Source organism: Nocardia sichangensis, from assembly GCF_047200615.1.
Taxonomy (GTDB): Bacteria; Actinomycetota; Actinomycetes; order Mycobacteriales; family Mycobacteriaceae; genus Nocardia; species Nocardia sichangensis.
On the sequence record NZ_JBJZOK010000017.1, the window covers coordinates 90,388 to 102,434 of the forward strand.

Below are 12,047 nucleotides of genomic sequence, written 5' to 3' on the forward strand. Positions count from 1 at the left end.
GATGGCGGTGACCTCATGGCGAGCGCAACGCCGAGCGGTGCCGCGACCGCCAGTCCAGCGGCTATCAGTGCTGATCAGCGCCTAGCACGGAAACCGGACCAACTTGATGGCAGCCGCCTTCAGTCGTTGGCGAATGCTTTCGTATGCTCGACTCATCGCGCCCCCCGAACGAATGGTGACCAACGATGATCGACTTCGCGATTCCCGCCGACCTCGCCGCCGAACGCGACCGAGTGCGCCGCTTCGTCATCGACAAGATCGTCCCCTACGAGCGCGACCCGCGCCTGACCGCGCACGGGCCGACCGACGAGCTGCGGCAGGAACTCGTCGAACTCGCCCGCGCCGAGAAGCTGCTCACCGTGCAGGCGCCCGAGTCGCTCGGCGGACGCGGACTGACCCACATCGAGCAGGCGGTGATCTACGAGGCGGCGGGCTGGTCCACGCTCGGCCCGGTCGCGATGAACTGCGCGGCGCCCGACGAGGGCAACATGTTCCTGCTGTCCAAGGTGGCCGATCCCGACCAGGTCCAGCGTTACCTGGCCCCCGTGGTCGCGGGCCACCAGCGTTCGGTCTTCGCCATGACCGAGCCCGACGGGGCCGGCTCCGACCCGGCCCAGCTGGCCACCAGCGCCGCCTTCGACGGCGAGAACTTCACCATCAACGGCCGCAAATGGCTGATCACCGGGGCGAACGGCGCGAAGACCTGGATCATCATGGCCCGCCTCGCCGCCAACCCGCATCTGCCCGAGGGCCCAACGCTGTTCCTGGCCGACGGCGCGGAACCCGGCATCGTCATCGAACGCACGATGAACACGATGGACCGCAACTACGTCGCCGGGCACGGTGTGGTCCGCTTCGACAACCTGACTCTGCCCAGGGAAGCGCTGCTCGGCGAGGCGGGCCAGGCGCTGCGCTACGCCCAGCTCCGGCTCGCCCCGGCCCGCCTGACCCATTGCATGCGGTGGCTCGGCGCGGCCGAACGCGCCCAGAGCATCGCCGTCGAGCACGCGCGCACCCGCACCGCGTTCGGCAAGCCGATCGGCGAACACGAGGGCGTGTCGTTCATGCTCGCCGACAACGAGATCGCCCTGCACCAGTGCAGGCTGACCATCTGGCACGCGTGCTGGCTGATGGACAACGGCGAGAAGGCACGGCACGAGAGTTCGATCGCCAAATCGTTCGTGTCCGAGGAGTTGTTCAAGGTCGCCGACCGCTGCGTGCAGGTGCTCGGCGGCATCGGGATCAGCGACGAGACAGTCGTCGAGATGATCTTCCGGGACATGCGCGCCTTCCGCCTCTACGACGGGCCCACCGAGGTGCACAAGTACGCCATCGGGCGCAAGGTGCTGCGCGGATAGCCGAGGACTTTCGGCCCCGGGTCAGCTGCGCGCGCGTCGGCTAACATCCTGTGGCATGAGTTCGGAACTGCACGTCGACGTCTCCCGGGGCGTCGCCGTGCTCACGCTCAACCGGCCCGCCCAGCAGAATGCCTTCACCCCCACGATGGCCGCCGAGTTGGGCGCCGCGTTGCAGCGCTGCGATTCGGAAGACGCCATCCGTGCCGTGATCATCACCGGCACCCCGCCCGCGTTCTGCGCGGGCGCGGACCTGTCCAATCGGGTGGGCGAGGTCAGCGCCACCATCGATCCGCCGCCGTGGCGGGTGCGCAAACCGGTGATCGCGGCCGTCAACGGCCACGCGGTCGGCATCGGCTTGGCCCTGGCCTTGCAGTGCGATCTGCGGTACATGGCACGCGACGCGGTGTACGGGCTGAATCAGGTCCGCCGCGGCGTGCTGGCCGACGGCTACGCGCACTGGACGCTACCCAGGCTGGTCGGCATGGCCAACGCCGCCGACATCATGCTGACGGGGCGCACCTTCGACGGCGACGAGGCGAAGGCGATGGGCGTGGCCAACAGCTCGCTGCCCGCGGGCGAGGTGCTACCGACGGCGCTGGCCGTCGCGCACGACATCGCGAACGGCTCGGCGCCACTACCGGTGGCACTGTCCAAGCGGCTGCTCTGGGAGGGGCTCGGGATGAACCCGGCCATGGTCGGTCAACTGGAAACCGATCTCAACCAGCACGCGACCAAGAGCATCGACGGCGGCGAGGCCATGGCCGCGTTCCGGGATCGCAGGCAGCCCAGCTGGTCGGGCAGCGTCAGCACGGAATGGCCCGCCTGGGACACCGCCGGGCGCGAACGGCCCAGTCTGGACTAGGCGGCTCGCCCGGCTGAGTGCGATGCCGCGGAATGTCACCGCCGGCGGTAGCGCCCCTCCGCCCCACGCGGGACTCGGTCAGCGCCGCTCAAGCATTACCGCCGAGCACGATGAACAGGAACAGCAGCGCGAAGACGATCATCAGGACGGTGCCGATGACGCCGAGGACGTAGCCGACCACCACCTGAGCGCGACCACCGTACGCGCCACCGGATTCCTCGATCTGGTCGAGCGCGCGCCGTCCCAGCGTCCACGCCACCGGCCCCAGCACTCCGCAGCAGAGGACGCTCGCCGCGCCGAGAAACAACACCGCCGTCGCATTCGGATGTTCGACCGGCGCGCCAATGGGCTGATTGGGTATCACCACCAGCCGAATTCTACTGGGCTCCTCGGCGTCTCCGGGTTTTTAGGCCGTATGGGTCGGGAGCCGCGAGATTCGGGGGCAGGTCCTGCGTTCAGTGGTACTCGGGTTCTGGGCGTGCCCGGTGAGCTACCCATGTTCTGGCTAGATCAGTTGTTGCGCTGCGTTTTTCGTCGCGAACTACGAGCCGTCCGCAGCTCGGAGCGTGCCAGTGCGACGTGGGACACCCGGAGCCGGGCAACGGGAGTCCAGCACGGGAACGTGCTCAGGCGCGGCGTTGGCGGGCGACTTCGGACAGCACCACACCGGCGGCGACCGACGCGTTCAACGATTCCACCGGGCCCGCCATCGGAATCGACAAGATCGAGTCACAGGACTCCCGCACCAGGCGGGACAGTCCTTTGCCCTCCGAGCCGACCACGATCACGGTCGGCTCGCGACCGTCGAAATCGTCCAGCGTGGTATCGCCACCGGCGTCCAAGCCGACGACCTGAATGCCCTGAGCCGCCCAATCCTTCAGCGTGCGAGTGAGATTGGTCGCGCGGGCGACCGGAAGCCGAGCGGCGGCGCCCGCGCTGGTGCGCCAGGCCACCGCGGTGACGCTCGCGCTGCGTCGCTGCGGGATCAGGACGCCGTGGCCACCGAAAGCCGCCACGGAACGCACCACCGCGCCCAGATTGCGCGGATCGGAGATGTTGTCCAGCGCCACCAGCAACGCGGGCTCGGCGGCGTTGCGCACCCGGTCGAGCAGATCGTCCGGGTGGGCGTAGCGATACGGCGGCACTTGGAGCGCCACACCCTGGTGCAAACCGTTGGCGCTCAACCGATCCAAGTCGGTGCGCGGCACCTCCAGGATGGAGATACCGGTGTCGGCGGCCAGCCGCACGCTCTCGGTCAGCCGGTCGTCGTTCTCGGTGCCGACCGCGACGTACAGTGCCGTCGCGGGCACGCCGGCACGCAAGCACTCGACCACCGGGTTGCGCCCGAGCACCAACTCCGGCCCGTCCTCGGTCTTGCGTCCGGCGGGCCGTGCCGCCGCGCCACGAGCGGACGGACGGCCCTGCGCGGCTTTGGTTTTCGCGACCGCGCGCTTGGCGGCGGGATGCTTGGTGCGCATCTCCGCGGGCGGGGTGGCGCCACGCCCCTCCAGTCCGCGCCTGCGCTTGCCGCCGGAGCCGACCACGGCGCCCTTCTTGCTGCCGCTCTTGCGGACCGCGCCGCGGCGCTGCGAATTGCCTGCCATCACTTGGCCTTTCCGGGTTGCGGCGCACCGAGCGCCCATTCGGGACCGCCGGCCGTGTCGGTGACCTCGATCCCCGCGGACTGCAGACGATCGCGCACGGCGTCGGCGGCCGCCCAGTCCTTCGCGGCCCGCGCCTCCTGACGGCGGTCGAGTTCCGCACGCACCAGCACGTCCAGCGCGCCGAGCGCGGCCGAGGAATCGCTCGGTGTGTACCAGTGCGGATCGAGCGGGTCGACACCGAGAATGGCGAGCATGGCACGCACCTGGCTCGCCAGGTCGCGCGCGGAGTCGATCGCGCCGACCTCCAGCGCCTTGTTGCCCTCGTGCACCGCGCGATGGATCTCCGCCAGCGCCTTCGGCACCGCGAGATCGTCGTCGAGCGCGGCGGCGAACGCGTCGGTCCACTTGCCCACCGGGATCTCACCGGCCCGGTCCACCACCCGGTTCACGAACGCCTCGATGCGCTGATAGGACTGCGCCGCGTCGTGCAGCGCCTTGTCCGAGTACTCCAGCATCGAGCGGTAGTGCGCGCTACCCAGGTAGAACCGCAGTTCGACGGCCCGCACCTGCTTCAGCACGTTCGGCACGGAGAGCACGTTGCCCAGCGACTTGGACATCTTCTCCCCGCCCATGGTCACCCAGCCGTTGTGCAGCCAGTACCTGGCGAAGCCGTCACCGGCGCCCTTCGACTGGGCGATCTCGTTCTCATGGTGCGGGAACACCAGATCCATTCCGCCGCAATGGATGTCGAATTCCGCACCGAGATAGAACTCGGCCATCGCGGAGCACTCCAGGTGCCAGCCGGGGCGGCCGGGGCCCCACGGGGACGGCCAGGTCGGCTCGCCCGGCTTGGCCGCCTTCCACAAGGTGAAGTCACGCGGATCGCGTTTGCCTTCGCCCGCGCTCTCGCCTTGATGCACGTCGTCGAGCTTGTGGCCGGACAGCTTGCCGTAATCGGGGTAACTGACCACGTCGAAGTAGACGTTGCCCTCCGAAGCGTAGGCGTGACCGCGATCGATCAGCCGCCGCATCATCTCGACCATCTGCGTGATGTGGCCGGTGGCCCTGGGCTCCGCGGATGGCGGCAGCACACCGAGCCGTTCGTAGGCGCGATCGAAGGCGCGCTCGTGCGTGGCGGCCCACTCCCACCACGGCCTGCCCGCCTCGGCGGCCTTGGTGAGGATCTTGTCCTCGATATCGGTGACGTTGCGGATGAAGAAGACGTCGATGTCATGCGCGAGCAGCCAGCGTCGCAGCACGTCGAACGCGACTCCGCTACGCACATGGCCGATGTGCGGCTCGCCCTGCACGGTAGCGCCACAGAGGTACACCGAAGCACGGCCGGGGACCAAGGGCGCGAAATCGCGCACGGTCCGCGTGTCGGTGTCAAAGAGGCGCAGCGTCACGGCAGTCGATCCTAGCTGGTGTATAAGGTCGTTCACGGACCGGCTCGGGTCCGTCGGAGCTGGATCAACGACAGGCTTGCAGCAAGGCCGTCGCCACGGCGGCGACGCCCTCGCCGCGACCGGTCAGGCCGAGCCCGTCGGTGGTGGTGCCGGACACCGAGACCGGGGCGTCGAGGAGCTCGCCGAGTACCTGTTGCGCCTCGGCGCGCCGAGGCCCGATCTTGGGGCGATTGCCGATCACCTGCACCGCGGCGTTGACCACCTCGAAGCCCGCCTCGTCCAGCAGGCGGCGCACTTCCTTCAGCATGGCCGCGCCGGAGACGCCCGCCCATTCGGGGCGTCCGGTGCCGAATACCGCGCCGACATCGCCGAGGCCCGCCGCGGACAGCAGCGCGTCGCAGAGGGCGTGCGCGGCGACGTCGCCGTCCGAGTGGCCCGCGCAGCCGTCGTCGCCGTCGAACAGAAGACCGGCCATCCAGCAGGGCCTGCCCGCTTCGATCGGATGGACGTCGCTGCCGATGCCGACGCGCATGGTCACGGCGTCACCGCCCGTCCGATGCCCGCGCCGTCGAGCACCGCGTCGGCGAGCCGGAGGTCGAGTGGAGTGGTGATCTTGAAGGCGAGCGGATCGCCGGGAATGGTGTGGACCGCGACGCCCAGCCGCTCGACCAGGCCCGCGTCATCGGTCGCCTGGATGCCCTCGGGCGCGTAGGCGGAGCGCAGCAAGTCGGCCGCGAAACCCTGCGGCGTCTGGATCGCGCGCAACCGGGCGCGGTCGGGCGTGCCGGTCACCGCGCCGACCGCGTCGACGGACTTGATGGTGTCGGCCACCGGGAGCCCGGGGACCACGGCGGGACGGCCCGCCCGCAGTTCCGCCGCGACCCGGGCGATGAGCTCGGGCGGCGTGAGCGCTCGGGCGGCGTCGTGCACCAGAAAGTAGGCGGCGTCGGGCGCCGCGGCGATACCCGCCCGCACCGAGTCGATGCGTTCGGCGCCGCCGACGACCACCTGGACCGAATTCGTGGGCGGCAGCAGGGCAACGGCGCTGTCGACGAGTTCGGCGGGAACCATCACGATGATCCGCTCGACCGCGCCGGAGGCGATCAAGCCTTCGACGGCGAGCCGGACCATGGGTGTGCCGCCGACCGGGACGAACGCCTTGGGTGCGGATTCACCCAGACGCACGCCACGACCGGCGGCAGGCACCAGAGCAACGACGGGTCCGTCGGTGGAACGGACACCGTTGTCAGGTGTGTTCACGGTCAGGAAGCCGCTGCGAGGACCTCATCGAGCAGGGTCTCAGCCTTGCCGTCATCGGTGCCTTCGGCCAGCGCGAGCTCACCGACAAGAATCTGCCGAGCCTTGGCGAGCATGCGCTTCTCACCCGCGGACAGGCCGCGGTCCTGTTCCCGGCGCCACAGATCGCGGACGACCTCGGCCACCTTGTTCACATCGCCGGAAGCGAGCTTCTCGAGGTTGGCCTTGTAGCGGCGGGACCAGTTGGTCGGCTCCTCCGTATGCGGCGCGCGAAGCACCTGGAAGACCCGATCGAGACCCTCCTGACCCACGACGTCACGCACGCCGACGTATTCGGCGTTCTCCGCGGGAACCCGAACAGTGAGATCGCCTTGGGCGACCTTCAGGACCAGATACTCTTTTTGCTCACCCTTTATGGTGCGAGTCTCGATTGCTTCGATCAGCGCCGCTCCGTGGTGGGGGTAAACGACGGTGTCTCCGACCTTAAAAATCATGTGTCCCGTGCCCCTTTCGATGTTCACAGTTTAACATGCGACTCGATAACGGCGCGATCAACTGTGCAGGTCAGGGCCACAACGAGGCAACCGTGGGGCTTGACAGATGCCAGGCTGTGTGCATTACGTTGTGCCAGAACGGGTTATCTCCCGGCTGGAGTCGGCGCCGCTCGCCGCCCACGCGCCGGCACCTTCGTGGCAACCTCCGAAGTTCGATCGAACCGTTATCGACACGCCGGGTGTCGGCGCGGACGCCCCCGTGGCCCCGTCGCATGCGCCCGGGCCGAACCCCGAGTTCGACCCGGCCCCCGCGCCCGGGCTCTCGAGGGAACTACTACGCTGCCTAGTTACTACGCTCCCGCGCGGAGCCAGAGCCCGGTCGACATGGAGGGACAACCCGTGACTGCCCTGAAAGCTGTGACCGCCCCGAAGGGGGCGCGACGTCGCATGGTGACGGTTGCCGCACTCGCCGCCGGAGCGGCGATCGCGCTGTCCGGCTGCGGCGCGGGCCAGATCGCGCAGACCGCCGAACAGGTCGCCGCCGTGAACGGCAACCACGCCGACGTGGGCCGCATCGCGCTGCGCAACGTGCACATCGTGTACCCGTCCGAGGGCACCGCGTACAACAACGCCAAGGGCGGCAAGGCGCTCATCGCGCTGTCCATCATCAACAACGGCGAGTCCGTCCCCGACGAGCTGACCAGCATCACGACCGACCTCGGCACCGTCAAGATCACCCCCGCCTCCGGCAAGTCGGTCGTCGAACTCGCCCCGCAGCAGACCGTCGTCGCGGCGAGCCAGCCGGTCAAGCGCGAGGCCGCGTCGACCACCACCAGCGCCGCGCCGACCACGAGCGCCGGTGCGCCCACCTCAGCGCCGCGCTCCGCCGCGCCGACCACCACCGCCGAGTCGCACGGCTCCCCGGCCGCCGCCGAGGACCCGGAGGCCAACCCGATCCTGATCGAGATCACCGGCCTGACCAAGGACATCGCCCCCGGCCTGACCTACAACGTCTCGTTCAACTTCAAGCAGAACGGCACCGTCCAGGTCCAGGTCCCGGTCGACGCGGGCCAGCACACCGAGCGCCACGAGTCCGACAAGTCGGGCCCGGCCGAAGCCGAGCACACCGGCGGTCACTGAGGCTGTGTCTGATTCGCAGCGCCTGCGGCGCTGCGTGTTCGCGACGCAGTCGCGGCAAATCCAACACTGTCGGCCCTGGTGCGTATGGTGCCGGTGTGGCAAAGACCAAGCCGACCTTCCGCTGCTCCGCCTGTTCGCATGAAGTCGCCAAATGGGTGGGCAAGTGCCCCGAATGCGGGGCTTGGGGCACCGTCGACGAAGTAGTCGCCGCGGCGGGTGCGGTCGGGTCTCCTGGGCGCAAGGCGATGTTGCCGAGCACCGCGGCCGCGCCGATTTCGCAGATCGATTCCAAGGTCACCAGAGCGCGGCCGACGGGCGTCACCGAGTTGGACCGCGTGCTCGGCGGCGGGGTGGTGCCGGGATCGGTGGTGTTGCTGTCCGGCGAGCCGGGGGTGGGCAAGTCGACGCTGCTGCTCGAGGTGGCGCATCGCTGGGCGGCTCAGCGCGACGAGAAGTCGCTGTACGTCACCGCCGAGGAGTCGGCGGGGCAGGTCCGGCTGCGGGCCGATCGCACCGGCGCGGTGCACGACCGGGTCTATCTGGCGGCGGAATCGGACCTGTCGATCGTGCTGGGACACGTCGAGCAGGTGCGGCCGACGCTTCTGGTGGTCGACTCGGTGCAGACCATGCTCGCCCCGGAGGTGGACGGCGTGATCGGCGGCGTCACCCAGGTGCGCGAGGTGACCGCCGCGCTGACCTCGCTGGCCAAGGCGAGCGGGATCGCGGTGCTGCTGGTCGGGCACGTCACCAAGGACGGCAACGTCGCGGGCCCGCGCACGCTCGAGCACCTGGTCGACGTGGTCCTCCAGTTCGAAGGCGACAAGAACTCCACGTTACGCATGGTGCGCGGCATCAAGAACCGCTTCGGCAGCGCCGACGAGGTGGGCTGCTTCGAGCTGCACGAGGACGGCATCGCCTGTGTCGACGACCCGTCCGGCCTGTTCCTGCACCATCGAACGGATTCCGTGCCGGGCACGGCGGTGACCGTCGCGATGGACGGCAAGCGTCCGCTGGTCGGCGAGGTGCAGGGCCTGACCGTGAAGACCGAGATTCCGCAGCCGCGCCGCGCGGTGAGCGGTCTGGACTACAACCGGGTCGCCATGGTGCTGGCCGTCCTGCAGAGCCGCGGCCGGGTGTTCGTCGGCAAGAGCGACGTCTACGCCGCGACGGTCGGCGGCATGCGCCTGGTCGAGCCGTCCGCCGACCTGGCCATCGCGCTCGCCATCGCCAGCGCCGAGTCCGACGTCCCGATCCCCCCGGGCTGGGTGATCCTCGGTGAGGTCGGACTGGCCGGTGAGGTCCGCAAGGTAACCGGCCTCAACCGCAGACTGGCCGAAGCCGAACGCCTCGGCTTCACCACCGCCCTGGTACCCCCCGGCCTCGCCCCGGTGAAAAGCACCATGAAGATTCACGAGGTCACCGACCTCCGCTCCGCCATCCGCATAGCGGGCCTGCGCAAACTACGCGCCGCCCCTGAGGAGGCCGCCAGCTGACCTACCCTCTCAAGCGATGTTGAACGGCTCGGCCATGCTGCGTACCGAACCCAATTGCGCGACAACGCTGTACGCACCCGGTGGGACTTGGACGCGTTCGCCCGCGCAGTTGGGCTGGGATGTGGTGCCCGACCAGGTCACCGTGAACGCGGCCTGCTCGCCGCGGCTCATCGTGCGGACGTCGGGCTGGCCGTCCGGGTAGCAGTCGGTGCTCGACCACAGGCGCCGCTGGCCGTCGAGCGTGTGCACCGACACCTGTTGCAGACCGGAACCCATATCGCGGGTGCAGGCCATCGCCGAGATGTTGGTGATGACGATCCCGAACACCGGCTGCTCGCCCGTCTTGTAGGTGGGCTGCTCGACGGTCACCTTGATCGCCAGCGATTGGTCCGGGCACGGGCCTGCCGCGACGCTGGTTGCCGCCGCGGACGACTTCGGCGCGCCGGACTCGCCCGACGGCTTGGCCGCCGCGTCGGCGGACTTGGTCACGACCGAGCTGGTCCCGGCGGCCGCGGTGTCACCGGGCGAGTCGCCGCCACGCGCGACCGCGAGCACGACCCAGATCACCAGCGCCAGGGCCACCACCAGGATCCCGATGGCGAACACGCGTCGACGCCAGTAGATCTCCGGTGGCAGCGGTCCATTCGGTTCCAGCACGCCTCAACGGTAAGGGCACCATCGGGCGCATCGTCTCAGGGGCACGGCGTGTCGGCCGCCCGCACCCGCGGGCGACGAGTACATTCCGCCGGCACGCTGGGGCGATGGCGGGCGCGCGGCAGCCTCAGACCACCTCGCCGATGTTGCCGACAACCCGGTGCAACTGCACTTTGCCCTCGGCCAGTTTGTAGGTCACGCAGGCGATGGCGCACTCACCGGTCGCGACCCGCTGCGAGATGATCATCGACCGCTGCATGAGCAGGCGGCTGGTCTCCACCACGTGCCTGGCCTCCATCTCGTCGACGGTGTACAGGCCTTCGCGCCGTCCGACCAGGATGGACGGCGCGACCCGCTCGACCACGCTGCGGATGAATCCGCCGGGCACCTCGCCGCCGTCGAGCGCGTCGATAGTGGCCTTCACGGCTCCGCAGCTGTCGTGCCCGAGCACTACGATGAGCGACACGTTGAGCACCTGCACCCCGTACTCGATCGAGCCGAGCACCGAGCTGTCGACCACATGGCCCGCGGTACGCACCACGAACATGTCGCCGAGGCCCTGGTCGAAGATCAATTCGGCGGCGACCCTGGAGTCACCGCAACCGAACAGGATCGCGTGCGGGTGCTGGCCGCTGACGAGTTTGGCCCGGTCTGCGGCGCCCTGGCTAGGATGCAGCAGCGCACCGCTGACGAAGCGCTCGTTGCCTTCGCGCAGGGACTTCCAGGCACTGATCGGGTTGGAATCCGGCATACCGACCATTGTGCAGGACAGTTACGGTTACCAGCGAGTTCGGCCGGTTACAGGCGGGCAAATACCGTCTGGCGGCAGTAGTACGGGGATGGTGAGGACAGTGCGGAACGGCGCACCGAACGGCATCGACGCCGACACGTTGCTGGACTGGTACCAGGAGACCGCCCGGGATCTGCCGTGGCGCCGCCCCGGCGTCACGGCGTGGCAGATCCTGATGAGCGAGATCATGCTTCAGCAAACGCCCGTGGTCCGGGTCGAGCCGATCTGGCGGGAATGGGTGGCGCGCTGGCCGGTCCCTTCGGCGATGGCCGCCTCGTCGCAGGCGGAAGTGCTGCGTGCCTGGGGCAAGCTCGGGTACCCGCGCCGTGCGCTGCGGCTGCACGAGTGCGCGAGGGTGCTGGCGAGCGAGCACGGCGACGAGGTGCCCGCCGACGTGGAGGTACTGCTCGGGCTACCGGGCATCGGCGCGTACACCGCGCGCGCCGTCGCCTGTTTCGCCTACGGACAACGCGTTCCGGTGGTGGACACGAACGTCCGCCGGGTGGTTGCCAGGGCGGTGCACGGGCGCGCGGAAGCGGGCAACCCGTCGTCGCGCGATCTCCCCGAGACCGAGGCGCTGCTGCCGCTGCGGATCGATCGGGCCGCGGTGTTCTCCGCCGCCCTCATGGAACTGGGTGCGACCGTGTGCACCGCCCGCACCCCCGATTGCTCGCGCTGCCCGCTGCCGAGCTGCGCGTGGGTCACCGCCGGGCGACCGGTGAGCGAAGTGGTCCGCCGCACGCAGAAGTACGAGGGCACCGATCGCCAAGCGCGCGGTCGGCTGTTGGACGTGCTGCGCGCCGCGAGCGGCCCGGTGGAGCGGGTGCGCCTGGATCTGGCCTGGACTCGCGACCCGGGCCAGCGCGACCGCGCGTTGGACTCGCTGCTGGTGGACGGACTGATCGAACAAACGCCCGGCGGGTTGTTCGCATTGGCGGGCGAGGGCGGGACTCCTGGGGCCGACAGCTGAACGCCGAGATGGACTCCTG

General features: G+C 69.5%; 13 protein-coding genes. 5 read left to right on the forward strand and 8 right to left on the reverse strand.

The window, feature by feature from the left end:
* Window positions 1–185: 185 nt before the first annotated feature.
* Together ACL03I_RS23340 and ACL03I_RS23345 are read left to right on the forward strand one after the other, a co-directional pair.
* Window positions 186–1,358 (forward strand): acyl-CoA dehydrogenase family protein, encoded by a 1,173-nt coding sequence (locus ACL03I_RS23340; protein WP_355076741.1) that lies wholly within the window; start codon window positions 186–188, stop codon window positions 1,356–1,358.
* A gap of 55 nt (window positions 1,359–1,413) precedes the next feature.
* The gene (locus ACL03I_RS23345) at window positions 1,414–2,220 is read left to right on the forward strand and encodes an enoyl-CoA hydratase/isomerase family protein (RefSeq protein WP_355076739.1); all 807 of its coding nucleotides are present in this window, start codon (window positions 1,414–1,416) and stop codon (window positions 2,218–2,220) included.
* Between the two features lie 88 nt (window positions 2,221–2,308).
* Here the strand turns inward: ACL03I_RS23345 and ACL03I_RS23350 are convergent, their stop codons facing one another.
* From ACL03I_RS23350 to carD, 6 genes are all read right to left on the reverse strand, one after another.
* On the reverse strand, window positions 2,309–2,587 hold the full coding sequence (locus ACL03I_RS23350; protein WP_412806961.1) for a DUF4190 domain-containing protein: 279 nt from the start codon (window positions 2,585–2,587) through the stop codon (window positions 2,309–2,311).
* 259 nt (window positions 2,588–2,846) lie between these two features.
* Window positions 2,847–3,824: a 23S rRNA (guanosine(2251)-2'-O)-methyltransferase RlmB gene (gene rlmB, locus ACL03I_RS23355; RefSeq protein WP_355076736.1), complete on the reverse strand. Its 978-nt coding sequence runs from the start codon at window positions 3,822–3,824 to the stop codon at window positions 2,847–2,849.
* A complete protein-coding gene (cysS, locus tag ACL03I_RS23360; RefSeq protein WP_355076734.1) occupies window positions 3,824–5,230 on the reverse strand; it encodes a cysteine--tRNA ligase in 1,407 nt (468 codons plus the stop codon). The genes rlmB and cysS overlap by 1 nt, the downstream gene beginning before the upstream one ends.
* Before the next feature lie 64 nt (window positions 5,231–5,294).
* Window positions 5,295–5,762, reverse strand: coding sequence for a 2-C-methyl-D-erythritol 2,4-cyclodiphosphate synthase (gene ispF, locus ACL03I_RS23365; protein ID WP_062968866.1), 468 nt, complete (start codon window positions 5,760–5,762; stop codon window positions 5,295–5,297).
* A gap of 2 nt (window positions 5,763–5,764) precedes the next feature.
* Window positions 5,765–6,490: a 2-C-methyl-D-erythritol 4-phosphate cytidylyltransferase gene (ispD, locus tag ACL03I_RS23370; protein WP_355076732.1), complete on the reverse strand. Its 726-nt coding sequence runs from the start codon at window positions 6,488–6,490 to the stop codon at window positions 5,765–5,767.
* Between the two features lie 2 nt (window positions 6,491–6,492).
* On the reverse strand, window positions 6,493–6,981 hold the full coding sequence (gene carD / locus ACL03I_RS23375) for an RNA polymerase-binding transcription factor CarD (protein WP_011206964.1): 489 nt from the start codon (window positions 6,979–6,981) through the stop codon (window positions 6,493–6,495).
* Between the two features lie 399 nt (window positions 6,982–7,380).
* On the opposite strand from carD, the gene ACL03I_RS23380 reads away from it, so the two are divergent.
* Complete coding sequence (locus ACL03I_RS23380; protein WP_355076730.1) at window positions 7,381–8,121, forward strand: hypothetical protein; 741 nt, start codon at window positions 7,381–7,383, stop codon at window positions 8,119–8,121.
* Between the two features lie 95 nt (window positions 8,122–8,216).
* Window positions 8,217–9,614 carry a DNA repair protein RadA gene (gene radA, locus ACL03I_RS23385; protein ID WP_355076728.1) on the forward strand — a complete coding sequence of 466 codons (1,398 nt, stop codon included), beginning with the start codon at window positions 8,217–8,219 and terminating at the stop codon, window positions 9,612–9,614.
* A 9-nt stretch (window positions 9,615–9,623) separates the two neighbouring features.
* On the opposite strand, the gene ACL03I_RS23390 is transcribed toward radA, so the two are convergent.
* Both ACL03I_RS23390 and ACL03I_RS23395 read right to left on the reverse strand, forming a co-directional pair.
* Window positions 9,624–10,271, reverse strand: coding sequence for a hypothetical protein (locus ACL03I_RS23390; protein WP_356963566.1), 648 nt, complete (start codon window positions 10,269–10,271; stop codon window positions 9,624–9,626).
* Between the two features lie 124 nt (window positions 10,272–10,395).
* Window positions 10,396–11,019, reverse strand: coding sequence for a carbonic anhydrase (locus ACL03I_RS23395; RefSeq protein WP_412806962.1), 624 nt, complete (start codon window positions 11,017–11,019; stop codon window positions 10,396–10,398).
* A gap of 88 nt (window positions 11,020–11,107) precedes the next feature.
* Between ACL03I_RS23395 and ACL03I_RS23400 the strand changes: the two genes are divergently transcribed.
* A complete protein-coding gene (locus tag ACL03I_RS23400) occupies window positions 11,108–12,028 on the forward strand; it encodes an A/G-specific adenine glycosylase (protein ID WP_355076722.1) in 921 nt (306 codons plus the stop codon).
* The last annotated feature ends 19 nt before the right edge of the window (window positions 12,029–12,047 follow it).